This window comes from Streptomyces sp. NPDC091377, assembly GCF_044757045.1.
Classification (GTDB): Bacteria; Actinomycetota; Actinomycetes; order Streptomycetales; family Streptomycetaceae; genus Streptomyces.
This window is the reverse complement of sequence record NZ_JBIVUE010000013.1, coordinates 227,548-252,817: the sequence shown is the minus strand read 5'-3', so window position 1 is coordinate 252,817 and position 25,270 is coordinate 227,548. Positions and strand designations below refer to the sequence as shown.

The window sequence follows — 25,270 nt, the reverse complement described above, 5'->3', positions numbered from 1 at the left end:
GCCCTGTACCTCGCGGTCCCGCTGGGTCTGCTGTTCTACGCCCGTCACCGTATCGGCGCGAACACCTGGCGGCGGCTGCACCGGTTCGTCATCGTGGTGTATGTGCTGAGTGTGTGGCACACGCTGCTGTACGGGACGAACGTCTGGTACGGGGAGTGGCCGCGCACGGTGCTGTGGGTGCTTCAGCTGCCGGTGGCGGTGCTGTTGCTGGTGCGGTTGCTGAGTCCGGCCCGGCGCTCGGAGCGGCTCGCCTCACCGGGCGGGAGCGGGCGGGGGAGGAGCGCGTGGCCTGCGTGGGGGTTGCGGGCCGTGGGGCGGGTGGCCGCCGCGGCGGTGGTCGTGGGGCTGATCGTCGTCGTCGCCTCCGGGAACGACGGCGGACGCGAACGCCCCACCGAGCCGACCACGACCGGCCCGCACGCCGAGGAGACCGAGTGAAGGGCCCCGGACCCCGGGTGAGATGATGATCGGCAATCAGGCGACGGAGGTCCGAGGAAGCCGGTGCGAATCCGGCGCGGTCCCGCCACTGTGATCGGCGAGCGCGGCCCGACCGGCCCCCGCCCCGCGAGGGGCAGGAGGTCAGGAAGGCGGCACTCACCGAGAGCCAGATGACTCACTCCGTCGCCTCCTCGATGCGACACCGGGGCGGATCTCCCCGGGAGGGGAGGGGCGTGGCATGGCCACAACTCCGGCCGGAACGACCTCCGGCGAGCGGGCGGACACGGGTTCCGGGACGACGACCCGGCCGGCGACGACGGCGACCCGGACCGCGACGCCGGTACCTGGCGCGAGGGAACCGCGGGCGACGGAACTCCGGGCGAAGGAACCCCGCGCGACGGAAGCCCGAGCGACGGTACTCCGGGCGACGGAAGCCCGTGCGACGGAAGCCCGCGCGACGGAACTCCAGGCGACGGAACCCCGCGCGACGGAACTCCGGGAGCCCGAAGGCCGTACGGCCGAAGCGGTGCCGTGCCGGGTCGTCGTCTGCCGTGACTGCTGCTGCGGCAGCCCCAAGGTGACCGGCGTCGATCACGCGGACCAGACCGCCCGGTTGAGGGCCGGGGCGCCCGTGCGGATCTCCGCGTGCCTCGACGTCTGCGACCAGGCCAACGTCATCGTCGTACAACCCTCCGCGGCGGGACGGGCCGCGGGCGGTCGGCCGGTGTGGCTGGGGCTGGTCAACGACCCCGACGCCACCGAGGACATCCTCACCTGGGTCCGCGCCGGCGGCCCCGGCGTGGCCGCGCTCCCGGAGATCCTCGACCTCTACACCTTCACTCCACCACGCCGCACCACGCTCTGACTGACTGACTGACTGACTGACCCGACCCGACCCGACCCGACCCGATCTGACCGGACCGGATCTGATCCGGTTTGACCCGCGCCGGGCCGCGCCCCCGGCCGGACCCCAGAACCGCCCCGCCCCTCACGGACACCGAGAGGACCCCATGCCTGACTCGGTCATGTACGGCTCGGCCCGGGCCCCCGCCCCCGCCGTGGCCGCCGCGCTCGACTCCGTCGCGGCCCGGGGCGGCTTCTTCGCGCTGCGCGTCGGCGGCCCCGACGACGGGTGGCACCCCCTCGCCGACTCCTACGCCCGCGGTTTCACCGACCTGGCCCACCGGGTCGCCGCCCGCTACGACACCGGCGAACTCCGCATCGGTGTCTCCATCGCCCACCTCGGTCACGCGGCACGCCTCTGGTCACCCGTACTGGCCTGCACCCTGCTGCACGGCATCGTCCCGGACCTGACGGAGTTGCAGCGGGCGGACGACGGCCCCGCGCTCCGGCTGCCCCGCCCCGCGGGCTGGTACGCCGACCGACTCCCCGACGCCACCGCCGTCCTGGGCGACCAGGTGATGGGTCACCTGCACGCCCTCGCCGCCGGACTCGACATCAAGGTCGCCCCCCGGCTGCTCGACGGCAACGCCGGCTCCGCGCTCGCCGAGGCGGGCCGGGCCCTGCTCGATCTCGACCCGGCTCTGCGCGATCGGCTCACCGACCTCACGACCCGACTGCTCGCCACCGGACGCCTCGCCGGTACGGGGCGCCTCACCAGCCCGGACCTGGACTTCCGTCGCCGCAGCTGCTGTCTGTACTACCGCACGCCGACCGGCGCGAAGTGCGGAGACTGCTGTCTGGCCGACTGAGGCCGGAGCGGCGGCCGGGTCGCCGACCCCGAGGTCATGACTCCAGCCGCCCGAGCCACACCGTCAGCAGCCCTTCGAGCGCCTCGGCCTCCGTCGGTTCCAGCAGCCCCAGCAGTCGACGCTCGTTGCGCATGTGGTCGGTGAACGCCCGGTCGATCAACTGGCGGCCGGGTGTGGTCAGCGCGACGATCCGCCCGCGCTGGTCGTCGCCGGAACGCCGCCGGGTGACCAGTCCGGCCCGCTCCAACCGGTCGATCCGCTTGGTCATCGCCCCGGTGGTGACCATGGTGTGCGCGGCCAGTTCCCCGGGCGCCCGCTCATACGGCTCCCCGGCCCGCCGCAGCGCGCACAGCACGTCGAACTCGCCCTCGCCGAGGCCGTGACGACCGTAGACGAGGGTGAGTTCCTCGGTGAGCCGGTCGGCGAGCCGGTGCAGCCGGCCGATCACCCCCTGCGGGCCCACGTCGACATCCGGCCGCTCCCGACGCCAGTCGGCCTGGATGCGGGCCACATGGTCCGGCGGTCGCCCGGAACCGTCGTCCTTCGAGGTGTCTTCCATGGAAGGTACATTACCTTCCATGGAAGACAATGCGCAGGGTGCCGCGCGCTGGGTGGCGCTGACCGCGATCGCACCGGTGGCATGGGGGACCAACTACTACGTCACCCATGCCTACCTCCCGGCCGACAGCCCGCTCTACGGCGCCGCACTGCGGGCGCTGCCCGCCGGGCTGGTCCTGCTGGCGATAGCCCGCAAGCTCCCGCGGGGTGCCTGGTGGTGGCGGTCCGCCGTGCTCGGGCTGCTCAACATGAGCGTGTTCTTCGTCCTCGTGTACGCCGCCTCCCAACTCCTGCCGACGAGTGTCGCCTCGACCGTCATGGCGGTGTCCCCGCTGGCGATGATGCTGGTCGCCTGGCCTCTGGTGGCCGAACGGCCGCGCGGCGCCCATCTCGCCGGTGCCGCGATCGGTCTCGCCGGGGTGTGTCTGATGCTGCTCACCGGAGGGGAGGGGGTGAGTGTGCCGGGTGTCCTCGCCTCGGCCGCGGCCATGCTGGTGTCGTCCTTCGGGTACATCCTGGCCAAGCGCTGGAGCGCCGGTACGGACATACTCGCCTCCACGGCCTGGCAACTCACCGCCGGGGGAGTGTTCCTGCTGCCCGTCGCCGCGCTGGTGGAGGGGGCTCCGCCCCGACTCCCCGCCCCGACGCTCCTCGCCTTCGCCTATGTCGCGGTGATCGCCACCGCGCTGGCCTTCGTCGTCTGGTTCGCCGGGCTGCGCCGGCTCCCTTCGGGGACCGTCGGGCTCGTCGGACTCCTCAACCCCGTCACGGGTGTGCTGCTCGGCGTGGCGGTGGCGGGGGAGCCCTTCGCCGTTCAGCAGGTGTGCGGGCTGGCGCTGGTCCTGGCCGGGGTGGTGCTGGGGCGGCCCCGGAGTGCGGGCCGTGCCCGCCGGGAGGGCTGACCGGCCGCGTCGCCGCCGTCGGTCGCGGTGGCCGGCCGGTCGTATCCGCACCGTCACGCCTTCTCGCGGACCGTGCCCTCTCATCGTCATCAGCAAGATCGTCGCTGGAAGGCGGAAGTTTCTTCTGTCGCGGTCATTGACATCCACCGCTCCGCACCGCGAAGCTCCCTCCACGTCATGTTAACGATAACACGCCATGGAAGATCCCCGAGGGAGCCGCCCATGTCCGGTCGTCACCCACCCATCGGCACCACACCAGCCACATCTGGCACCTCTGCCACAGCAGCCACATCTGGCATTCCTGCCACATCAGCCATGTCTGCCGCTTCAGTCACACCAGACACAGGCACAGGCACATCAGTCACCTCAACCACCTCAGCCACACCGGACCCCGCGTCCGACCCCTTCCCTTCCTCCCGTCCCTCGCACCCTCTCCGCCCCTCCCCTCCCTCCCCTCCCTCCCCTCCCTCGCTCCTTCCCCGTCCCTCCCGTCCCTCCCGCCCCTCCCGCCGCTCCGTCCTCCGCATAGCCACCGGGGGAGCGGTCGCCGTCGCGACCGGCGGGTTCGCCACCGCCTGCGGGACCGCCGCAGGACAGCCCGCCGGGAAGGTCGGGGTGCACGGCGACAACCCGGCGTGGGCCGCGCCGATGAAGGCCGCGGGCCAGGCCATGCGCACGGTCGGGGGAGTGGAACTCGTCCCCGAGGTCATCCCGTCGCTGGAGTCGTTCGAGCAGATCGTCAAGTCGTCCCTGCGCACCAGCAAGACCCCGGACATGCTCAAGTACTGGTCCGGCTACCGTCTCCAGGACCTCGCCCGCACCGGCGGCATCATCGACCTGACCAGCCAGTGGGACACCGCCGAGGGCAAAGGGTGGGTCGACCCCTCGCTGCGCCCCGCCTTCACCTACCGGGGCCGGGTCTACGGACTGCCCATGAACCTGGCCTACTGGGTCTTCTACTACAACCCCGAGGTCTTCCGCGCCAACGGCCTGCGCAAGCCCGAGACCTGGGACGACTTCCTGACCGCCGCCGCCCGGCTCAAGAGCGCTGGGATCACCCCGCTGCACGGCACCACGGCCGGGCGCTGGCCGTCGTTCATCTGGTTCCAGGAGGTGCTCAGCCGTCAGGACCCGCAGTTCTACGAGGACCTGATGAACGGGCGTGAACGGTACACCGACCCCCGTACCGAACAGGCCATGCGCACCATCGCCTCCTTCTTCGACAAGGACTGGTTCACCTCCCTGGACATGGACCACACCATGGGAGCGAGCGCCCTCGTCCACGGCAAGCTGGGCATGATGCCGATCGGCACCTGGCTCGGCTCGACCCTGGCGGGCGCGGGCGGTGAACCCGGCAGTACGGTCGACGCGTTCGTACTGCCGATGCAGAGCGGCGGGGCCCGCCCCAGCACGATCTTCGAGTCCAGCGCCCTCGTCTCGACCGTCAAGGGCCCCGACCGCACCGAAGCCCTGCGCGCCGCCGGAGCCTGGACCCACCCCCGGGTCATGACGGCGTTCGCGCACTCCCTCCAGGACGGCAGCCCCAACCCCACCGTCCCCGCCGCCAACTCGATCATCGCCGGGATCGCCGGAACCGTACGCGACCGCAAGGTCCGGCTCCTCAACCGCTTCTGGGAACTCGGGCCGCCCGAACTGGTCGAGGCCACCGTCGACGATCTCGCCGGATTCATGCTCGACCCCTCCTCGTACCGCGGGGTGCTACGGACCATGCAGGACCGCGCGGACGAGGCGTGGAAGGTGTGGCGGGAGGCGGAACAGACATGAGCGACGCCGTGCACGCACCCGCCCCCGCGAGCCCCGCCCGAAGCGCACCACCGGCCACCGGCCGCCGCCGCGGCATCCCCACCCGCACCCCCCACCAGGTGCCCGGCCGGGGCCGCATGGGCGGACCGCTCACCGGGATCCCCTGGGCCCTGCCCGCCGTCCTCCTCGTCGGAGTGCTGCTGGTCTACCCCTTCTTCCGCAGCGTCTACGGCAGCCTCTTCGAGGACAACGGCTTCACCAGCTCCTTCACCGGCCTCGACAACTACACCCGGCTCGCCGACGACCCCATCTTCGGCCGGTCGCTGCTGAACACCGTGATGTGGGTGGCCGGCACCCTGCTGCTGCCCGTAGCCGCCGGACTCGCCATCGCCGTCGCCACCCACCGGATGCGCTTCGGCCGGCTCGCCCAACTCGTCATCGTGCTGCCCTACGCCATCTCCGGCGCCGCCACCGCCGTCCTGTGGAAGTTCATCCTCACCACCGACGGCGCCCTCAACGAGGTGCTGCGCGCGGTCGGCCTGGACTCCCTCGCCCAGGGCTGGCTGCTGGAGTGGCCGCAGAACACCCTCTCCATGATCGTGGCCAGCACCTGGCAGGCCACCGGACTCAACGTCGTGCTCTTCGCGATCGGCCTGAACGCCATCCCGCGCGACACCGTGGAAGCCGCCGAACTCGACGGCGCCGGCGGCTGGCGGATGTTCCGCCACATCACCCTGCCCCAACTGCGGGCCGTCAGCGTGGTCGTCGTCGGCATGGCCATCGTCAACAGCCTCAAGGCGTTCGACATGATCTGGGTCCTCACCCAGGGCGGCCCCGCCCGCTCCTCCGAGACCCTCGCCCTGACCATGTACCGCGAGGCGTTCCGCCTCTTCCACGTCGGCTACGGCTCCGCCATCGCCCTGGTGCTCTCCGTCATCGTCGTCGCCTCGTCCTGGATGTACCTGCGCCGGCAGATGCCCGGCACGTCCGCCCCCAAGAGCTGACCCACCGGCCATGGAAAGGAGCGACCGCCCATGGGACGGACCGTGCGCAACCTCTTCGTCAGCGCCTGCGTGGTGCTCTGGCTGATCCCCCTGTACCTGCTGACCGTCAACGCCCTCACCCCCGCCGGCGAGTACACCGGCACCCCCGACTGGAGCCCCCGCGGCTTCGCCCTCCTGGACAACCTCTCCACCGCCTGGAGCGAGGCGGGCATCGGCGACAGCTTCCTCAGCTCCCTGCTGTACGCCGTGGTGTGCGGCGCGTTCGCCGTGGTCGTCGCCGCGATGGCCGCCTTCGCCGTCGTCGTCCTGCCCCTCCCCAAGCCCACGTTCTGGTTCTGGCTCATCTACTCCGGGACCCTCTTCCCGCTCCAGATGTTCCTCGCCCCGCTGTTCGGGATGTACGCCGACGGCAACCTGTACGACACCCGGCTCGGCCTGATGCTCGTCTACGCGGCCTGGGCCGTCCCCTTCGCCTTCTTCCTCATCCGCAACCAGATGACCACCATGCCGCCGGAGGTCACCGAGGCGGCCATGCTGGACGGCGCCTCCTTCCGCCGGATCTTCTGGCGCATCCACGTCCCCCTGATGAGGGCCGGTCTGGGCGCCGCGTTCATCTTCCAGTTCACCGCCGTCTGGAACGACCTGCTGTTCGGCATCACCCTCAGCCGCAGCCCCGACATCCAGCCCGTCATGGCGGCCCTCACGACCCTCAACAACGCCTACGCCTCCTCCGGCCCGCCCGTCATCCTGGCCGGCGCGCTCATCGTGTCCCTGCCCACCCTGATCGTCTTCCTGGTGTTCCGCGGCCTGTTCCTGCGCGGCATCACCGCGGCCACCCGCTGAGCCCCAAGCGACTCTGGAGAGGAACCACATGACCACCCGGGCGCTCGTCCGCACCACCGACTGGGACAACAACCGCATCCGCGACAGCCTGCGGTCCTCCGTCGTCAGCGCCGAGGGCCCCCTCGGCTCCGCCGATCTCCGGCTGACCGTGGAACCACTGCTGCGCCGGGCCGAGGACGGCGGACTGCTCCAGTCGCTGCGCGTGGAGGCCGCCGACGGCTCCCCGCCGCCGGAGCGCCTCGCCGTACACACCGCCTCCGGCACGGCCCTGCCCGCCGAACGCGTGCCTGGGCCCGGGAACTCCGTCCGCCTGCTGCTGCCCGCCGTCGACACCGAACAGCGGATCGCCCTCACCCTGGCCGACAGCGGCAGTCAGGGTGCGGGCGGCGCTGCGGCGCTTGAGGTGACCCTCACGCCTCAGCGCCGGTGGACGCTCCACCTCGTCCACCACTCCCACCTGGACATCGGCTACACCGACCCCCAGGGCCGTGTCCTCGCCGAACACCTCTCCTTCCTGGACTCCTGCCTGGAGCTGACCGCCGCCACCGACGACTGGGAGCCCGAGTCCCGGTTCCGCTGGTGCGTCGAATCCCTGTGGTCCTTCCAGCAGTGGGCCGCCGCCCGCCCCGCCGAACAGGTCGAGGAGTTCGTACGACGGGTGCGCGAGGGCCGTATCGAGCTGACGGCCATGCCGTTCAACCTGCACACCGAGACCTGCTCCACCGACGAACTCCACGAACTGCTGCGCTCCGCCCACGAGGTCCGCGACCAGTACGGCGTCGACTTCACCTCCGCCATGCAGACCGACGTCCCCGGCTCCGTCGTCGGACTGGTCGACGCCCTCGCCGCCGCCGGGGTCAAGTACCTCTCCGTCGCCCACAACTGGGCCGGCCGCTCGGTGCCCCACCTCGTCGGCGGTGAGAAGCTGCCCCGCCTCTTCCGCTGGCGCGCGCCCAGCGGCAACAGCCTCCTCGTGTGGGTCACCGACACCCCGCACGGACTCGCCTACATGGAAGGCCCCCTGCTCGGCTTCGACACCGACTACGGCAGCGTCGACGATCTGCTCCCCGCCTACCTCACCTCACTCGCCAGCAACCCCTACCCCTACCGCGGCGGTGTCTTCGGCTGGGCCATGGACCAGGACGAGATCAAGCGCGAGCCCTACCCCTGGGACATCCTCCATCTGCGCGTCCAGGGCAAGTTCGGCGACAACGCCCCGCCCCGCCGGATCATCGCCGACACCGTGCGCCGCTGGAACGAGACCTGGGCCTACCCCCAGCTCAGGCTCTCCCGCAACGAGGACTTCTTCACCGACGCCGAAGCCCGGCTCGGCGACGCGATCCAGACCTTCGAGGGCGACTGGACCGACTGGTGGGTCGACGGCGTCGGCTCCGGCGCCCACCCCCTGTCCATGGCCCGCACCGCCCAGTCCGTCGTCGCCGACGCCCAGACCCTCGGCACCTTCGCCGGCATCCTCGGCGCGTCCGGCGCCGCCGACGACACCCGCGACGCGGCCGGTGTCTACGAGGCCGTCTCCCTCTTCGACGAGCACACCTGGGGCGCGGGCGACCCCTGGACCCACGGCGACCACGGTGGCCACTCCGGCGAACAGCAGTGGCACTGGAAGTACGGCCAGGCCCTGCGCGCCCACGACGACGGCCACTCCCTGCTCGACCGGGCCGCCGCCCGGCTCGGCCAGCGCCTGCCCCGCCCCACCGGGGCCCTCGCCGCCTTCCATGTCGTCAACACCTGCTCCTGGCCGCGTACCGACGTGGTGACCCTCTTCCTCCCGGAGTCCAGCGTCCCGCTGGAGCAGCCCGTCGCCGTCCACGACGCCCGTACCGGCGCCCGCCTCGACCACGAGGAACGCGCCCAGAGCAACGAGGAACACCGCGACGCGGGCCGCTTCCTGCTGGTCCGGGTGGCGGACGTCCCGGCGGCGGGCTCCGTCCGCCTCGACCTCCGGCACACCCCCACGACCGACGGCCACACCCACGAGGACACGGAGGGCGCGGAGGGTACGGAGGCCACGGAAGGCAGCGTGAGCACGGAGGGCAGCGTCGGCACGGAAGGCACGGAAGGCACCGAGGTCGCCGAGGCCGCGGAAGACACCCAGGCCACCCAGGCCGCGGAAGACACCCGGGCCACCCAGGCCACCTCCCTGAAGGCCGCCACCGGCTGGAACCCCACCGGCGGCACCGAACAGGAGGACCCCGCCGAGACCGCCGCCGCGGCCCACGCGCGCGCCGACCCGCTGCTCCTGGAGAACGAGCACCTCGCCGTCCGCGTCGACCTCGCCCGCGCCTGCATCGCCTCCGTCACCGACAAGGCCACCGGCCGTGAACTCGTCCGCGCCGACGCGATCGCCGGCTTCAACGCCTATGTCCACGACCGCTACACCACCGCCGGAGCCTTCAACCACAACTCCAGCCGCACCACCGCCTCCGACCGCCTCGAACACCTCGGCAGCCGTGCCGTGGCCCCGCCCGCCGCGCTCATCGCCCGCCGGACCACCGTCACCGCCGAGACCCTCACCTACGAGACCCGCCCGATCGGCGCCGAACGGGTGCGCACCACCCTCACCCTGCCGCACGGCGTGGCCCGGCTCGACATCGAGAACCGCGTCGACAAGGACCACACCCTCGGCAAGGAGAGCGCCTACTTCGCGTTCCCCTTCGCCTTCGACGCCCCGACCGTCCGCATGGAGGCATCCGGCGGCGCCACCGGCACCGGACTGCCCGTCGTCCCCGGCTCCGCCCTCCACATGCGCGCCGTACGGCGTTGGATCACCCTGGCCGACGACGGTCTCGCCGTCGCCTGGGCCACTCAGGACGCCCCGCTCGTGCAGTTCGGCAACATCGCCCTGCCGTACGCGCCGTTCCCCAAGACCCTCGGCCACGACGAACCCGCCACCGTCTTCTCCTGGATCCACAACAACCTCTGGGACACCAACTTCCCCAGCAGCCAGGCGTTCGAGTTCACCTTCCGCTACAGCCTGTCCTGCGCCGCCGACGCCACCGGCCTCGGCCCGCGCACCTCCGCCGGACTCGCCCGCCCGCTGCACGCCGTGCGCGCCCGCGGCCCCGAGTCCGCCGACGCCCCCGCCGGGCTCGCCTTCGCCGAGATCGGCGACCCGCGCGTCCGCCTCGTCGGCGCCACCACACCCGATGCCGACGGCACCGTCCTGCTGCGGCTCCAGTCCTTCGCCGAGGAACCCGTCCGCTGCCCGGTGCGCGCCCTCTTCCCCGTCACCGGCGCCCACACCGCCGACTACCTCGGCCGCACACGAGACACACTCGCCGTCCGGGACGGACAGGTCACCGTCGACCTCCCCGCCCACGGCACCACCGCGGTCCGCTTCGAGCGCCCCTGAAGAACCGCACACACCGCCCGCACACACCGCCCGCACAGACCGCCCGCACAGACCACCCAACACCGCCCCCCGCCCCCCCCACACGTACCGCCCACCCCCACGTCAAGCCCCCGTCCCGCAGAAGGAGAAAGCGTGTACCGGCTCGACCCCCGCTACGCCCCCGCCCCCCAGGCCGTCCTCCGCACGGGCTGGCGGGCGGTGGCCGCCGCGCTCCCCGACGGCCCGGTGGTGGTCGCCGTCGAGGGACCCCCGTCCGTCGACTGGGAGGAACTCGGGGACCGCCTCGGCCGCGAACTCACCGTCCGGGGCACCCCCGTCGCCCGTCTCGACGTACGCGGCCACTACGCCCCGCCCCACGAGGTACGCGACCGCACCGAGCACCCCGCGTCCCGTGACGACCCCTACTACAGCAAGCTCGCCACCAATCCCCTCGACGACCTCTTCGACCATCTCCCGCCCGTCACCCGGCCGCGGGAGGGACTCCTGCTCGTCCACGGTCCCGGCGCGGCCCTCCTCCCGCACGACGTCCTCTGGTACGCCGACACACCCAAGCGGTACGCCGAGGCGGCCGTCGCCGCCGGAACCCGGGGCATCAACCTCGGCCTGCCCGGGGAGGAGTCCGACCCGCGGCGGCTGTTCTACATCGACTGGCCGATGCTCGACCGGCACCGCGACGCGCTCGCCCCCCGGATCGACGGCTGGCTCGACGTCCAGGACCCCGACCGGCCGACCTGGATCGACGGCGACGGGCTGCGCGCCACCTACGCCGCCCTCGCCCGCCGGCCCGTGCGCACCCGCCCCTACTTCAACTCCACGCCCTGGGGCGGCCACTGGGCCCGGCGCGCACTCGGCTTCGACCCCGGCGGACGCAACACCGCCCTCGGCTACGAACTCATCGCCCCCGAAGCGGGCATCCTCATCGGCACCGGCCCGGACGCCCAGGCCGAGGTCCCCTTCCAACTCCTGTGCGTCCTGGAACCGCACAGCGTGCTCGGCCCCGAGGTGCACGCCCGGTACGGCACCTCCTTCCCGATCCGCTTCGACTACCTCGACACCGTCGGCGGCGGCAACCTCTCGGTGCACTGCCACCCCAAAGAGCCCTACATGAGGGAGCGGTTCGGCTGGCCCTACACCCAGCACGAGACCTACTACCTCACCCTCACCACCCCCGGCTCCCTGGTCTACCTCGGGCTGCGGGAGGACGCCGACCCCGACACCTTCCGCAAGGAGGTCCACCGAGCCGTCACCGAGGCCGTCCCCATGGACCCCGAGGACCATGTGCTCACCTTCCCCGCCGAACAGGGCAGGCTCTACCTGATCCCCGCGGGCACCCCGCACTCCAGCGGCGCCGGCAACCTCGTCCTGGAGATCAGCGCCACGCCGTACCTGTACAGCCTGCGGTTCTACGACTGGCTGCGCCCCGGCACCGACGGCAACCCCCGCCCCCTGCCCTACGAGCACGGCTTCGCCAACCTCGACACCGACCGGCGCGGCGACGCCGTCGCCCGCACCCTGGTCCAGGAACCCCGCACCCTGCGCGAGGGCACCGGCTGGCGCGAGGAGGTCATCGGCGCCCTCGACGAGATGTTCTACGAGGTCAGACGCTTCGTCCTGGACCCCGGGGCACGGGCCGACGACCACACCCGGGGACGGTTCCACGTCCTCAACGTCGCCCAGGGCGAGGGAGTGACCCTGGAGACGGAGGCCGGCCACATCCACGACCTCCACGGCGCGGAGACCCTCACCGTCCCCGCCGCCGCGGGCCGCTACACCCTGCGTGCCAAGGGCGACGCACCGGTCCTGGTGGTGAAGGCACTCGTACGATGACATCCCTCCCGGAGCTGCCATGCCCCCTGCCGCAGACGCAGACGCAGCCGATGCCCGTGCCGGAGACCCCCATGCCCCCCGCGCCGGAGACTCCCGTGACCCCCCTGCCGGAGACGCCGTGATCCCCGTGCTGGAGATCGGCGGCACCCATGTCACCGCCGCCCTCGTCACCCCCGACGCGAGCCGGGTGACGGGTCAGACGCGCCGACCGCTCGACGCGCAGGGCAGCGCCGCCGCCGTCCTCGGCACCGTCCTGCGCTGCGCCCGCGCACTCCACGTCCCCCCGGGAGCGCGGTGGGGCGTGGCGATACCCGGGCCGTTCGACTACTCCAAGGGCATCGCCCTGTTCGCGGACGTCGGCAAGTTCGACGCCCTCAACGGCCTCGACCTGCGTGCCGCCCTCCTGGACGGGCTGCCCGGTCACCCCGCCGACGTGGTGTTCCTCAACGACGCCCATGCCTTCCTGATCGGCGAGTGGACCGCGGGAGCCGCCCGCGGCCACCGCCGCGTCGTCGGGATCACCCTCGGCACCGGTGTCGGCTCCGCCTTCCTGGCCCGGGGCCGCGTCCGCACGTCGGGGCCCGGCGTCCCGCCCGAGGGCCGTATGGACCTCACCGAGGTCGACGGCAGACCCCTGGAGGAGACGGTCTCCCGCCGCGCCATCCGCGCCCGGTACGCGGACCCGGACGCCGATGTGCACCACATCGCGGAACGCGCCCGCGCGGGGGAGGAGCGGGCCCGGCGGGTGCTGACCCGGGCCTTCACCGCGCTGGGCGCCGAACTCGGCCCCCGCCTGCACGCCTTCGGCGCGAGCGCGCTGGTCGTGGGCGGGTCCATGGCCCACTCGTGGGACCTTGTCGCACCCGCCCTGCACACCGGCCTCACGGCCTGGAACCGGCCGCCCGGCCCGCCGGGCACACGGCATACTCGTGCGGTGGAACCGGCCGTCCTCGACGGGCACGCCGCGCTCATCGGCGCGGCCCGCGCGGCCGGCCCCCGCACCGGCACCATGGAGGCCGGCATCCGGAACGCAAGAGACTGAAGAAGGGCCCCGGCGACAGCATGGCGGAGACGAACGGGCCGAACACCCCGCAGCCGACCCTGCGGGACGTCGCGGAGCGCGCGGAGGTCAGCGCGATGACCGTCTCCCGCGTGCTGCGCGACGACCCCAAGGTGCTGCCCGCGACGGCGGCACGGGTCAGGGCGGCCGTCGCCGCACTCGGCTACCGCCGCAACGAGGTGGCCCGCAGCCTGCGGCTGGGCAGCGGCACCGGCTTGGTCGGCGTGGTCGTCACCAACCTCGCCAACCCCTTCTACTCACGGCTCGCCCTCGGCGTCGACTCGGTCCTCGCCGAGCACGGTCTGAAGACGGTGATCGGCAACACCGGCCAGGACCCCGACGCCGAACGGAGCCTGGTCGAGGACCTGGTCGCCCGCCGCGTGGACGGCATCATCGCGGTCCCCGCCGAGGCCGACCAGCGGCATCTGGCCGCCGCCGCGACCGAGGGCGTCCCCGTCGTCGTCGCCAGCCGCCCGCCCGGCGGCTTCCACGCCGACTGCGTCCTCGTGGACGACTACGGAGGCGCCCGCGCCGCTACCGAGCGCCTGCTCGACGCCGGCCACCGCCGGGTCGGCTTCCTCGGCTCACCACCCGCCGTCTACACCGGCACCGAGCGGCTGCGCGGCTTCACCGACGCCCTGAGTGCCGCAGGACTGCCCGTCGACGCCGCCCTCGTTCGCCTGGGCCAGCAGCAGGCCGACGAGGCGGCGGTCGCCGCCGCCGGGCTGCTCGCCCTGGCCGACCCTCCGACGGCCCTGTTCTGCTCCAACAACCGCAACACCATCGGGGCCTTCCGCGCCGTCCGGGACGCGGGCACCCCCACCGCCCTCGCCGGCTTCGACGACTTCGAACTCGCCGACGCCCTCGGCCTGCCCCTCACCCTGGTCGCCTACGACACCGACGAACTGGGCCGCGAGGCGGGCCGCCTGCTCATCTCCCGGATCCGCGAGGGCGGCACCCGGCGCAAGGCCCGCCGCACCGTCATCCCCACCCGGCTCGTGCACTACGGCCCGCCCACCCCCCGGGCACCCTGACAGACCCCGGGCCGAACGCGGCGGTCCTCCGGTCCGGCCCGGCCGGGCCGAGTCCCGGTGGGTTCCGCCTCGAACGGCGAACTCCAGGTGCGTACGTCGGGAGCGCCCTGCCGTGACTGATGCTCCGCTCCGGCGTGCCGAACTCCTCCTCGAACATCTCACGAACGAGATGGTCCCGCGCCGCCGGACCCGCGTGCGAACACGCCTCGTGGGCCTCCCGCGCCCCGCCCGTCCCCGTGCGGACGGCACGGTCGGCCAGACGCAGGCGTCATGTGCGAACCCCACCCATGAGACATGACATCGGGGACTGTGCCGCCCCGGAGATCACTGGAAACGTCATGCAGGTCGAGCCGCAGTGGCCATGACCATGGAGGAGGGCGAGTTGAATCCGGAGTACGGCGCGTACTGCCAGAGCGACGGTGACTTCTACGACGCACCGCAGCGCCTGGCCGACGCGGACCTCCCGGACGCCGCCCTGTACGCCCCGGCCCTCGAACCCGTCCCCGACGGCTGGACCACCAGCCGCTCCGGGGACTGGCTCTCCTACCTCCCGGCCGGGGCCGCACTGCCCGCCCAGGGCTGGAAGATCCATGTGTCCGCCGCCCTCGACAACGCCGAGTCGATCCTGCGCCGGGTGCACACCCACTGTCTGGAGCGGGGCGTCCCGCACAAGTTCGTCCCCGGACCGCGGCTGCTGAAGCTGCGCAACGCCAAGTACGCCGACCGGGCAGGCAGCGGCAAGTTCATCACGGTCTACCCGCCGGACGAGGAGTCCTTCCCCGGCCTGTGCCAGGACCTGTCCGCCCTGCTCGCCGGGGAGCACGGCCCGTACGTCCTGAGCGACCTGCGCATCGGGGACGGCCCGGTCCACGTACGCTACGGCGCCTTCGCCGCCCGCTACTGCCTCGGCACCGACGGCCGGCCCGTCCAGGCCGTCGAGGACCCCACCGGCACCCTCGTGCCCGACCCCCGGGGCCCGCGCTTCACCCTCCCCGACTGGGTCACCCCGCCCGCCTTCCTGCGCCCGCACCTGGACGCCAGGACCGCCGTCGGCGTCCACGACATGCCCTACGAGATCCAGGGCGCCCTGCACTTCTCCAACGGCGGCGGCGTCTATCTCGCCCACGACACCCGCACCGGCGAACGGGTCGTCCTGAAGGAGGCCCGGCCCTACGCCGGTCTCGGCACCGACGAGGCCGACGCCGTCACCCGGCTCGACCGCGAGCACAGCGCGCTCCAGCAACTCGGCGGACTGGACTGCGTGCCCCGTGTGCTGGACACCTTCGACATCGGCGAACACCGCTTCCTCGCGATGGAGCACATACCCGGCCGCACCCTGAACACCGTCATGGCCCGCCGCTACCCGCTCTCGCTGCCCGCCCCGACCCCCGAGGACCTCGCGGAGTACGCGGCCTGGGCGGAACGCATCCACGAGCGCGTGGAACGGGCCGTCGCCCAGGTCCACGCCCGCGGACTCGTCTTCAGCGACCTCCACATGAGCAACATCATGGTCGTCGAGAGCGACGAAGGCGACCACGCCGACCACGCCGACCACGGCGAAGGCGGCGAGCGCGTCGTGCTCCTCGACTTCGAGGCCGCGTTCCCGATCACCGAGGACGGACGCCACCAGGTCGTCGCCAACCCGGCCTTCGTCGCCCCCGCCGACCGCACCGGCGCCGCCGTCGACCGCTACGCCCTCGCCTGTCTGCGCCTGGCCCTGCTGCTCCCGCTGACCACCCTCTTCATGGTGGACCGCGACCGCGCACCCCGCCTGGCCCGCCACATCGCCGCGACCTTCCCGGTCCCGGAGACCGCGCTGCTCTCCGCCGTACGGGAGATCCTGCCCACCGCGCCCCCGCCCGCGGACCGGCCCCAGGCACCCGAGGCCGACGACTGGCCCCGCAGTCGCGACTCCATGGCCCGCGCCATCGCCGCCTCCCTCACACCCGACCGCACCGACCGCTGCTTCCCCGGTGACATCGCCCAGTTCGCCAACCCGGCGGGCGGCCAGTGCTTCGGCCACGGCGCGGCCGGAGTGCTCTACGCCCTCCACGAGACCGGCGCCCCCGCCTGCCCCGAAGCCCTGGAATGGCTCCTGGACCGGGTGAAGTCACCCGCCCCCGGCACCCCGCCCGGCTTCCACGACGGCCTCGCCGGAATCGCCTGGACCCTGGACCGACTCGGCCACCACGCCCAGGCGGCGGAACTGGCCCACCTGGTCGTCCGCCAGCCCCTGGAGCACCTCCCGCCCGACCTGCACGGCGGACTCGCCGGGATCGCCCTCGCCCTGTACGACCTCGCGGCCACCGCGAGCGGCTCCGAGGCCGCCGAACTGACCTCCGCCGCCGACCGCTGCGTCCGACGCGCCGCCCACGCCCTCACCGACGGCCCGCCGTCGTCCCGCACCGGCCTGCTGCACGGCGCCACCGGCCTCGCCCTGCTCTTCGTCCGCCGCTACGAGGCCACCGGCGACCCCGCCCTGCTCGACCTCGCGGCGACCGCCCTCCGCCGCGACCTGGACCGCTGCAAACACGCACCCGGCGGCGGACTCCACGTGATCGAGGGCAGACGGCTCATGCCGTACCTCGGGGCCGGAAGCGCCGGAGTGGCCCTCGTCCTCGACGACTACCTGACCCACCGCCCCGACGACGGCCTCACCGCCGCCCGCGAGGCCATCGAACCGGCACTGCGCTCCCGCTTCTACATCCAGCCCGCCCTGTACCGCGGGATCGGAGGACTCGTCCTCCATCTCGCCCGCACCCAGGTCGGCGACCCCGCCGAGCGCCGCCACGTCATCGACCGGCACATCGGGCTGATGAACCTCGAAGCCACCCCGTACGCCGGCGAACTCGCCTTCCCCGGCGAGCAGATGATGCGCCGCTCGATGGACCTGTCCACCGGCACCGCCGGCTGCCTGCTCGCCCTCGGCGCCGCGCTCGCCGACGACGGCCCGGTCTGCCTCCCGTTCCTCCCGCCGCTCGGAGGAACCCCCTAGACGCCCACTGCCTGGACCGGGCGTCACAGCCTGCCCCGGCGGAGGGTCGCACCACCCAGAAGAAACGTCCCCGCGAAAAAAGGAGCATGTCATGGCCCTTCTCGACCTGCAGACCCTGGACATCGCCGACTCCGCCGAAGAGGCGGTCGGCGACCTGGAGACCGTCAGCAGCGCGAGCCTGCTGATCTGTCAGGGCAGTTCCCTCAGCCTGATCCAGTGCGTCTGAGCCCAGCCGACCGCACATCGGTCCGCTGAGCATCTGAACCGCACAGCGGCCGAGCCGACGGGCCGCTGAGGCACCGTGGTAGAGACCGGCCCCGGACGCGCGCTCCGGGGCCGGTCCCCGCACCGGACGGGACCGCGTCGAGGAAGGCCCGTACCCATGCCCACCACCGGACGACGGCCCGGCGCCACGGCGCCGCACCCGGCCGCACGCGCCGGGCGCCGCTCCCTGGTCTGCCTCGTCCTGTGCACCACGGGCGGCGCCCTCGCCGCCCTCGCCCTGCCCGCCGCCCTCGGCACCGCGCTGGACCGGGCCTTGAGCGACGGCCGCGTCCCCTGGACCGCCCTGGCACTCTGCGCGACCCTGACGGCCGCCGAGGTCGGGTTCGACGCGCTCGTCACCCTTCTCGGCGGCACCAGCACCGCCGTCCGCGCGGGCCGGCTGCGCACCGCCCTGCTGGACCGGCTGCTGCGCACCGAACCCCGCCACGCCGCGGCCCACACCCCCGGCGACCTCACCACCCGCCTCACCGCCAACGTCGCCGAGGCGAGCATCGTGCCGGTCGCCCTCGCCCAGACCGTCGCCGGGATCCTCGTCCCGGTGGGCGCCACCGTCGCGCTCTTCGCCCTGGACCCCTGGACCGGCGTCGCCCTCCTCGTCGGCTTCCCCGCCTTCGTCGTGCTGCTGCGCGCCCTGATCCGCCGTACCTCCGCCGCGGCCACCGCCTACCAGCACGAACAGGCCCTGATCGCGACCCGCCTGACGGAGGCGCTGGACGGCGCCGCGACCCTGCGGGCGGCCCACACCGCCGACCGGGAACACGCCCGGATCACCGAACCCCTCACCCGGCTCGCCGCCCACGGCCGCCGCACCTGGGACGTCCACGGCCGGGCCGCCGCCGGAGCGGCCGTCCTGCTGCCGCTGCTCACCGTCCTGGTGCTGGCCGTGGCCGGACTGCGCACGGCGGCCGGCGCACTCGGCGTCGGGGAACTCCTCGCCGCCTCCCGCTACGCGGTCCTCGCGGTCGGACTCGGCGTCCTCACCGGCTCCCTGAGCGCCGCCGCCCGGGGCCGCAGCGCCGCCCGCCGCCTCGACACCCTCCTCACCCTGCCCGCCGTACCGCACCGCTCCCTGACCCTGCCGCCCGACGGACCCGGCACCCTGGAACTGCGCGACGTGGCCGTGCGGCGCGCCGGACAGCACCCCCTCACCGGCGTGTCCTTCACCGTGCCCGGAGGCACCTCGGCCGCCCTGGTCGGCCGCTCGGGCGCCGGGAAGTCCCTGGTGGCCGCCGTCGCCGGCCGGCTGACCGACCCCGACACGGGAACCGTGCGGCTCGACGGCGTCCCCCTCGACGGCGTGGCCCCCGAGCGGCTGCGCCACGCCGTCGCCTACGCCTTCGCCCGCCCCGCCCTGCTCGGCACGACCGTCCGGGACACCGTGACCATGGGCCCCGACCGCCCCACCGAGCGGGCCCTGGCCGACGCCCTGCGCGACGCCTCCGCGGACGGCTACATCGCCCTCCTGCCCCGGGGAGCGGACACCGCCCTCGCCGACGCGCCGCTCTCCGGCGGCGAGTACCAACGCCTCGGTCTGGCACGGGCCTTCGCGCGCGGCGGACGCCTGCTGATCCTGGACGACGCCACCTCCAGCCTCGACACCGTCACCGAACACCGCATCCAGCGCGCCCTGTCCCGCCACGCCGGGGTCCGCACCCGGCTCGTCGTCGCCCACCGCGCCACCACCGCCGCCGCGGCCGACCGGGTGATCTGGCTGGCCGACGGCACCGTACGGGCCGTCGGACGGCACACGGAACTGTGGCGGGACCCGGAGTACCGCACGCTGTTCACCGCCCCAGACGCGCCGTCGGGGCAGGCCCCGGCCCCGGCGGCGCCCACCGGCGAGGTCACCCGATGAAGGGAACACCGGGCGCGGCGGTCGGCAAGGAGACCGGGGCCCTGCGCCGGGTCGCGCGCGAGGGGCGACCGTTCCTGCGCGCCCGGCGCCGCGTCCTGCTGCGGCTCACCGGCTGGTCCCTCGTCGAGTCCGCGCAGACCTTCGTGGGCGGCCTCGCCGTCGCCCGCGCCCTGGACGACGGCTTCCTCTCCGACGCCCCCGCCACCGGACTGCTGTGGCTGGCCCTCGCCGCCGTCGCCCTGATCCCGGCCCTGTTCGCCACCCGGGGCGTGTTCCGTGAACTCGCCGAGCTGGTCGAGCCCCTGCGGGACGGCCTGGTACGACGAGCCGTCGCCCGGTCGCTGCACACCGGCTCGGCCGCCCCCGCCGCCACCGCGCGCGCGGTCTCCCAGGTCACCCACCAGAGCGAGATCGCCCGCGACGGCTGGGCCGGACTGGTCCTGGCCGCCCGGGGTTTCGCCTTCACCGCGGTCGGCGCCCTGGCCGGCCTGGCGACCCTGTCACCGCTGCTCCTGGCGGTCGTCCTGCCGCCGCTCCTGCTCGGCGCGGGACTGTTCCTGGCCACGCTGATCCCGATGGGGGCCCGCCAGCGCGTCTGTCTCGATCTGGACGAGGAGTACACCGCCCACGCGGGACAGGCCGCGGGAGCCCTGCGGGACATCGCGGCGGCGGGCGCGTACGGTCCCATGACCGAACGGGCCGCGACCCTGACGGCCCGGCAGACCCGCGCGGCCCGCTCCCTCGCCCGCTGGTCCGCCGCCCGGCTCGTCGCCCTCGCCACCGCCGAACGGCTCCCGCCGCTCCTCCTGCCGGCCGCGGCGCCCTGGCTGATGCGCTCAGGAGTCACCACCGGCGCCCTGGTCGGCGCCTTCACCTATCTGACGGTGTCCTTGGCCCCCGCGCTGAACGCCCTCCTGACCGCCGTGGGCACGGTGGGCGGCAGACTGGTGGTGGTGCTCGACCGCTTCACCGACGGCACGACGACAGCGGACGCCGCGACGACAGCGGACGCCGCGACGACAGGGCCCGCCGCGAAGGCGCCGGCGGAGCGGGGCACCCTCCCGACGGGCACGACCCCCCGACCCCGGCTCCCGAACGCGCCCCGCGCCGAACTGCGCGCGGTCTCCTTCGCCTACGGCCCCCACGCCCGCCCCGTCCTCGACCGGCTGGACCTGGTCCTGCGCCCCGGCGACCGACTGGCCGTGGTCGGCCCCAGCGGCAGCGGCAAGTCCACCCTGGCCTCGGTGCTCGCCGGAGTGGTGGCCCCCACGCGGGGCGAGGTGCGCTGGCTGGGGCGTCCGACGGCCGACTCCGACCCCACCGCCGTACGGACCCTGCTGCCGCAGCAGCCGTACGTCCACACCGGCACCCTGCGCGAGAACCTGCGCTATCTGCGCCCCGACGCGACAGCCGCCGAGGTGGCGGCGGCGGTGACAGCTGTCGGGCTCGACGCGCTGGTGGCCCGGCTCGGCGGCCTGGACGCGCCGCTCTGCCCGCAGCACCTCTCCCGTGGGGAGTGCCAGCTCGTCGCCCTCGCCCGCGCCCATGTGGCGACCGCGCCACTGCTCATCCTCGACGAGGCGACCAGCCATCTGGACCCGGCGGCGGAGGCCCGCGCCGAGAACGCGCTGGCCGCCCGCGCCGAGACCCTGGTGGTCATCGCCCATCGCCTCAGCTCGGCGGGGCGCGCCCGGCGGGTGCTGGTGATGGACGGCACCCGCACGGACCTCGGCACCCCGGCCGAACTGCTCCACCGGTCCGCGCTCTTCCGCGAGTTGTCGGGTCACTGGGGCGGGATCCCGGAACGGGTCGCTGACGGCAGGGCGTCCCACCCCGACGGCACCGAGGCCCGTGTGGGGGGCACCTGACGAACCCGTGGGCGGGGGAGGGGCTTGCGGCGGTCAGAGCCCGCTCACAGCCAGCCGAAATCCCGGGAGAGCCTTATGGCGTCCATCCGGTTGCGTCCGCCGGTCTTGCGTATCGCCGCCGCGAGATAGTTGCGCACGGTGCCGCTGGCGAGGTGCAGGGCACTCGCTATGGAACTGACCGACTCACCCTCGGCGGCCAGGGCGAGCACCCGTAACTCCCGTGGCGACAGCGGGACTTCGGTGGCCCGCAGCAGTCCGAAGGCGAGGGACTCGTCGATGTGCCGGCCGCCCGCCGCCACCTTCCGCACCACCTCGCCCAGATTGTCGACCGGGCCGAGCTTGTCGACGTACCCCGTGGCCCCGGCGTCACCGGCCCGCCGCAGATCCCCGGGTCGGTCCCCGCGCGCCAGCACCACCAGCGCCGGGGTGTGCTCGGCCGGCGCCCGCAGGGACTCCATGAAGGTCAGCACTTCCATGGAGTGGGGACACTCCAGGTCGGTCACGACAACATCGGGCGGACAGCCCTCCATGCAGGTGTGCACCCCACCCTTGTCCGTGGCCCGCACGTCGAGCAGCGGATCCGTGCGGAGCAGGCAGGACAGGGAGGCACGCCACAGGGACACCGCGTGGACCAGCAGAACGGTCGTCATGTGAAGCTCCTCAGCTCGGCTATGGCTCTACAGCCCGGGTTCGACCCTCGGCTCGGGGCCGGGTTCTTCGCTCACTCTCCGCGCGTCGCACACGCTCTGTGCGCATCTGCTCACCAGTTGAGCACGGCTGAAACGCAGGCCACTGACAAAATGCCTAATACGCCAGGTCCTGCGGAAGAGCTGGCCGGAAAGAGCGGCCACGGCGGTGCCGCGTCCGAACGGACCCACCGCTCAGCGGCCGGGACAGGCGACAGAACGTGACCGAAGATCGCCTCTTCGTGCGCGACGAGGGCTCAAAAACCTCTAAGTTGTGGGGTGACGAACGGTCAACTCGTGGAGCCTCCATGTCACTCAAGCGCTCGCGCATCAACAGCAACGTGCCGCACTCCGCCCGCATCTGGAACTACTGGCTCGGTGGCAAGGACTACTACGAGGTGGACCGGCGCGTCGGTGACCAGATCGCGGCGGCCAATCCGGCGATCCTGGAGATAGCCAGGGTGCAGCGGGCGTTCCTGGTCCGGGCCGTCGAGTACCTCGTCCGCGAGGCCGGCATCCGCCAGTTCCTGGACGTGGGCACCGGACTGCCCAGCGCGGACAACACCCACGAGGTGGCCCAGCGCCTGCTTCCCGAGGCGCGCATCGTCTACGTCGACCACGACCCGGTCGTCCTGGTCCACGCCGAGGCCCTGCTCACCAGCACCCCCGAGGGCGCGACGGACTACATCGACGCCGACCTGCGCGACCCCGAGGCGATCCTCCGAGAGGCGTCCAGGACACTGGACTTCGCGCAGCCCGTCGGCCTGATCATGCTGGGCATCGCCGCCCATGTCACCGACGACTCGGTCTACGACATCGTCGGCCGCCTGGTCGAGGCGCTGCCCTCCGGCAGCCATCTCGTCTTCTGCGACTCGACCGAGGTGTTCCACCCGGCCCGGATGCGCGCCATGGTCGAGCAGTGGAACGCGGCCAGCGAGAACCCGCGGGTCAACCGCAGCCCCGAGCAACTGGCCCGGTTCTTCGACGGCCTGGACCTCCTGGAGCCGGGCCTGGGTTCGACCTCCCGCTGGCGCCCGGCGGCCGACGGCTCAGGGCGACTCGCGGGGTCCGGGGCACCTTCGGGATCCCTTGAGCACCTGGAACCCCTTGAGCCCGTTGAGCCTCTTGAAGTGGACAACTTCGGCGGCGTGGCAGTGAAGCGCTGACCGCGGTACGCGATCCACGGCAGGCACCCCCCACCTCCACAGGAGAGACACTCATGACCGACCAGGACCAGTCGTTCTTACGGATCGACACCAGCAAGCCCCACCCCGCCCGCATGTACGACCTGCTCCTGGGGGGCAAGGACAACTACCCGGTCGATTCAGAGGCCGTCACCCAGGTCCTGTCCCTCTTCCCGCAGGCACCCGAGTTGGCACGGGCCAACCGGCGTTTCATGCACCGGGCCTCCCGCCTCGTCGCCGACCTGGGGATCCGCCAGTTCCTCGACATCGGAACCGGGATCCCCACCGTGCCCAACCTCCACCAGATCGTCCAGGAGGTCGCCCCCGAGTCCAGGGTCGTGTACGTCGACAACGACCCCATCGTCCTGCGCCACGCCCAGGCCCTTCTGAAGAGCACCGCGCAGGGGCGGACCGACTACATCCAGGCCGACGCCCGCCAGCCGGAGCGGATCATGGAGGTCGCGGGCAAGACGCTCTCCTTCGACGAGCCGATCGCCCTCTCCATGATCGCCCTGCTGCACTTCATCCCGGACGAGGACGACGCCCTCGACGTCGTACGCCGGCTGCTCGAACCGCTTCCGCCGGGAAGCTGTCTGGTGCTCTCGCACGGCACCGCCGACATCGATCCGGAGATCTGGCACGCCGTGGTGGATGTCTACCGCAAGAGCGGCACTCCCGTGCAGGTGAGGTCGAGAGCCGAGTTCGCGCGGTTCTTCAGCGGCCTCCATCTCCTCGACCCGGGCATCGAGTTCGTGACCGACTGGCGCCCGGAGTCCGCCGAGGAGATGCAGGGGGAGCGCCTGCCGCTGTACGCGGGGGTGGCCCGGAAGTAGAGAAGCCGAGGGGGAGCGGCCCCGGGGGAGCCGCTCGCCCTCGACACACGGCGTACGCCGCCGGCCGGACCCGCCTTGAGTCCTGAGCCCCCGCAGGACTAGGCGCAGGCGCCGAGGTCCTCCCAGACACCCCACTGGCCGGTGGTGCCGGGCTGCTCACCCGACACCCACCACTTGGCGCGCCAGGTGTGGTTGCCGAGTGAGACCGTGTCGCCGCCGTTGTAGACGGTGCCGGCGCTCCACGCCGGAGCGGCGCAGGTGGTCGGCTCGCCACCGCCGCCCCCGCCTCCTCCGGTGCCACCGATGTTGACGTCGACGCAGGCGTAGAAGGCGTTGCCGGTGTCCGACACGTTCCAGACGGCGAGCACCTTCTGACGGCCGGTGAAGCTGCCGAAGTTCACCTGGTGGCTGACGTCCGCCGGGGGCTGCGCGCTGTTGCCGGTGAACTCGGCGATCTTCGTGCCGCCGATGTAGTACTGCCAGTTGGCCGTCGCGTGGCGGGCCGTGTGGTGCCAGGTGAAGGTGTGGGTCGAGGCGACCGGTGTGACGCGCCAGCCCTTGCTGTCGTCGTCGAGTTCGGAGAACTGCGCGTTGCCGCCGCTACAGCTCCGCAGGCCCTTGGGCCCCTCGACGCTCTGCGGCTCGTACTTGATCTGGCCGCAGGAGACGGTGCCGTCGACGCACTGGTCCTGCCGGCTCCCCGGGTCGGTCACCCAGCCGTGGGCGCCGGCCGAGCCCGCCGGGAGGCTGATCGCGAGGACCGGGGCGAGCAGGGCCCCGATGGCACAGGCCACTCGTCTTTTCGTGTTCATGCCACGCCTTCTTTCGGACGCACGGACGATGAGCTATGGTCTAGACCTGCATCGGTCAGGTCTAGACCATAGCTCGAAATGCGCCACGGTCAAGAGGTTGCACCAAGCCAACTCCCTGTCCCCACAACAGAGTTACAGCCGAGTCACCACCGCGTCGCTCCGCGTCCGGTCCGCACCAAGTTCTTGGGCTATTGGTCTAGACAAGAGTGTCGAGCGTGGTGAACAGTTTTTGGAACG

19 protein-coding genes, 1 pseudogene and 1 riboswitch are annotated in these 25,270 nt (G+C 72.9%); of the genes and pseudogenes, 17 read left to right on the top strand and 3 right to left on the bottom strand.

Annotated elements, in window-relative coordinates; translation table 11 throughout:
- The 3 genes and pseudogenes from ACIQNG_RS26995 to ACIQNG_RS26985 form a co-directional block, all read left to right on the top strand.
- Positions 1-438 (top strand): annotated as a pseudogene (locus tag ACIQNG_RS26995) (hypothetical protein); the annotation flags it as partial.
- Between the two features lie 53 nt (positions 439-491).
- Positions 492-615: riboswitch (cobalamin riboswitch) on the top strand.
- A gap of 349 nt (positions 616-964) precedes the next feature.
- Positions 965-1,303 carry a (2Fe-2S) ferredoxin domain-containing protein gene (locus ACIQNG_RS26990; RefSeq protein WP_401435556.1) on the top strand — a complete coding sequence of 113 codons (339 nt, stop codon included), beginning with the start codon at positions 965-967 and terminating at the stop codon, positions 1,301-1,303.
- A gap of 145 nt (positions 1,304-1,448) precedes the next feature.
- Positions 1,449-2,150 (top strand): (2Fe-2S)-binding protein, encoded by a 702-nt coding sequence (locus ACIQNG_RS26985; RefSeq protein WP_401488538.1) that lies wholly within the window; start codon positions 1,449-1,451, stop codon positions 2,148-2,150.
- A 34-nt stretch (positions 2,151-2,184) separates the two neighbouring features.
- Here the strand turns inward: ACIQNG_RS26985 and ACIQNG_RS26980 are convergent, their stop codons facing one another.
- Entirely contained in the window at positions 2,185-2,709 is a 525-nt protein-coding gene (locus tag ACIQNG_RS26980; protein WP_401488536.1) for a MarR family winged helix-turn-helix transcriptional regulator, read from the bottom strand.
- 19 nt (positions 2,710-2,728) lie between these two features.
- Here ACIQNG_RS26980 and ACIQNG_RS26975 point away from each other — a divergent pair, with 19 nt between their 5' ends.
- From ACIQNG_RS26975 to ACIQNG_RS26920, 12 genes are all read left to right on the top strand, one after another.
- On the top strand, positions 2,729-3,610 hold the full coding sequence (locus ACIQNG_RS26975) for a DMT family transporter (protein ID WP_401435565.1): 882 nt from the start codon (positions 2,729-2,731) through the stop codon (positions 3,608-3,610).
- A gap of 615 nt (positions 3,611-4,225) precedes the next feature.
- Complete coding sequence (locus ACIQNG_RS26970; protein ID WP_401435568.1) at positions 4,226-5,395, top strand: ABC transporter substrate-binding protein; 1,170 nt, start codon at positions 4,226-4,228, stop codon at positions 5,393-5,395.
- A complete protein-coding gene (locus ACIQNG_RS26965) occupies positions 5,392-6,378 on the top strand; it encodes a carbohydrate ABC transporter permease (protein ID WP_401488534.1) in 987 nt (328 codons plus the stop codon). The genes ACIQNG_RS26970 and ACIQNG_RS26965 overlap by 4 nt, the downstream gene beginning before the upstream one ends.
- A 30-nt stretch (positions 6,379-6,408) precedes the next feature.
- Positions 6,409-7,221: a carbohydrate ABC transporter permease gene (locus ACIQNG_RS26960; protein ID WP_401435573.1), complete on the top strand. Its 813-nt coding sequence runs from the start codon at positions 6,409-6,411 to the stop codon at positions 7,219-7,221.
- A 28-nt stretch (positions 7,222-7,249) separates the two neighbouring features.
- Complete coding sequence (locus tag ACIQNG_RS26955; protein WP_401488532.1) at positions 7,250-10,594, top strand: glycoside hydrolase family 38 C-terminal domain-containing protein; 3,345 nt, start codon at positions 7,250-7,252, stop codon at positions 10,592-10,594.
- A 132-nt stretch (positions 10,595-10,726) separates the two neighbouring features.
- A complete protein-coding gene (locus ACIQNG_RS26950) occupies positions 10,727-12,421 on the top strand; it encodes a class I mannose-6-phosphate isomerase (protein WP_401488530.1) in 1,695 nt (564 codons plus the stop codon).
- Between the two features lie 118 nt (positions 12,422-12,539).
- Entirely contained in the window at positions 12,540-13,463 is a 924-nt protein-coding gene (locus ACIQNG_RS26945) for an ROK family protein (RefSeq protein WP_401488528.1), read from the top strand.
- A 20-nt stretch (positions 13,464-13,483) separates the two neighbouring features.
- Positions 13,484-14,515: a LacI family DNA-binding transcriptional regulator gene (locus tag ACIQNG_RS26940; protein ID WP_401488526.1), complete on the top strand. Its 1,032-nt coding sequence runs from the start codon at positions 13,484-13,486 to the stop codon at positions 14,513-14,515.
- 382 nt (positions 14,516-14,897) lie between these two features.
- Positions 14,898-17,510, top strand: a complete 2,613-nt coding sequence (gene lanKC / locus ACIQNG_RS26935; protein ID WP_401488560.1) for a class III lanthionine synthetase LanKC — start codon at positions 14,898-14,900, stop codon at positions 17,508-17,510.
- 91 nt (positions 17,511-17,601) lie between these two features.
- Positions 17,602-17,736 carry a SapB/AmfS family lanthipeptide gene (locus tag ACIQNG_RS26930; protein ID WP_401435586.1) on the top strand — a complete coding sequence of 45 codons (135 nt, stop codon included), beginning with the start codon at positions 17,602-17,604 and terminating at the stop codon, positions 17,734-17,736.
- 156 nt (positions 17,737-17,892) lie between these two features.
- Positions 17,893-19,650, top strand: coding sequence for an ABC transporter ATP-binding protein (locus ACIQNG_RS26925; protein ID WP_401488523.1), 1,758 nt, complete (start codon positions 17,893-17,895; stop codon positions 19,648-19,650).
- Positions 19,647-21,518, top strand: a complete 1,872-nt coding sequence (locus tag ACIQNG_RS26920; protein WP_401488521.1) for an ATP-binding cassette domain-containing protein — start codon at positions 19,647-19,649, stop codon at positions 21,516-21,518. Before ACIQNG_RS26925 ends, ACIQNG_RS26920 begins: the two co-directional genes overlap by 4 nt.
- Positions 21,519-21,562: 44 nt before the next feature.
- On the opposite strand, the gene ACIQNG_RS26915 is transcribed toward ACIQNG_RS26920, so the two are convergent.
- Complete coding sequence (locus ACIQNG_RS26915; protein WP_401435594.1) at positions 21,563-22,168, bottom strand: DNA-binding response regulator; 606 nt, start codon at positions 22,166-22,168, stop codon at positions 21,563-21,565.
- 344 nt (positions 22,169-22,512) lie between these two features.
- Here ACIQNG_RS26915 and ACIQNG_RS26910 point away from each other — a divergent pair, with 344 nt between their 5' ends.
- Positions 22,513-23,370 (top strand): SAM-dependent methyltransferase, encoded by an 858-nt coding sequence (locus ACIQNG_RS26910; protein ID WP_401488519.1) that lies wholly within the window; start codon positions 22,513-22,515, stop codon positions 23,368-23,370.
- A 53-nt stretch (positions 23,371-23,423) separates the two neighbouring features.
- Entirely contained in the window at positions 23,424-24,221 is a 798-nt protein-coding gene (locus ACIQNG_RS26905; RefSeq protein WP_401435600.1) for an SAM-dependent methyltransferase, read from the top strand.
- Positions 24,222-24,319: 98 nt separating this feature from the next.
- Here the strand turns inward: ACIQNG_RS26905 and ACIQNG_RS26900 are convergent, their stop codons facing one another.
- Complete coding sequence (locus ACIQNG_RS26900; RefSeq protein WP_401488517.1) at positions 24,320-25,033, bottom strand: lytic polysaccharide monooxygenase; 714 nt, start codon at positions 25,031-25,033, stop codon at positions 24,320-24,322.
- Between the last annotated feature and the right edge of the window lie 237 nt (positions 25,034-25,270).

Coding starts and splice junctions, on each gene's coding strand:
- ACIQNG_RS26910 (WP_401488519.1), top strand. CDS start 22,513: ATGTCACTCAAGCGCTCGCGCATCAACAGCAACGTGCCGCACTCCGCC.
- ACIQNG_RS26985 (WP_401488538.1), top strand. CDS start 1,449: ATGCCTGACTCGGTCATGTACGGCTCGGCCCGGGCCCCCGCCCCCGCC.
- ACIQNG_RS26980 (WP_401488536.1), bottom strand. CDS start 2,709: ATGGAAGACACCTCGAAGGACGACGGTTCCGGGCGACCGCCGGACCAT.
- ACIQNG_RS26925 (WP_401488523.1), top strand. CDS start 17,893: ATGCCCACCACCGGACGACGGCCCGGCGCCACGGCGCCGCACCCGGCC.
- ACIQNG_RS26975 (WP_401435565.1), top strand. CDS start 2,729: ATGGAAGACAATGCGCAGGGTGCCGCGCGCTGGGTGGCGCTGACCGCG.
- ACIQNG_RS26960 (WP_401435573.1), top strand. CDS start 6,409: ATGGGACGGACCGTGCGCAACCTCTTCGTCAGCGCCTGCGTGGTGCTC.
- ACIQNG_RS26920 (WP_401488521.1), top strand. CDS start 19,647: ATGAAGGGAACACCGGGCGCGGCGGTCGGCAAGGAGACCGGGGCCCTG.
- ACIQNG_RS26955 (WP_401488532.1), top strand. CDS start 7,250: ATGACCACCCGGGCGCTCGTCCGCACCACCGACTGGGACAACAACCGC.
- ACIQNG_RS26915 (WP_401435594.1), bottom strand. CDS start 22,168: ATGACGACCGTTCTGCTGGTCCACGCGGTGTCCCTGTGGCGTGCCTCC.
- ACIQNG_RS26930 (WP_401435586.1), top strand. CDS start 17,602: ATGGCCCTTCTCGACCTGCAGACCCTGGACATCGCCGACTCCGCCGAA.
- ACIQNG_RS26905 (WP_401435600.1), top strand. CDS start 23,424: ATGACCGACCAGGACCAGTCGTTCTTACGGATCGACACCAGCAAGCCC.
- ACIQNG_RS26965 (WP_401488534.1), top strand. CDS start 5,392: ATGAGCGACGCCGTGCACGCACCCGCCCCCGCGAGCCCCGCCCGAAGC.
- ACIQNG_RS26900 (WP_401488517.1), bottom strand. CDS start 25,033: ATGAACACGAAAAGACGAGTGGCCTGTGCCATCGGGGCCCTGCTCGCC.
- ACIQNG_RS26940 (WP_401488526.1), top strand. CDS start 13,484: ATGGCGGAGACGAACGGGCCGAACACCCCGCAGCCGACCCTGCGGGAC.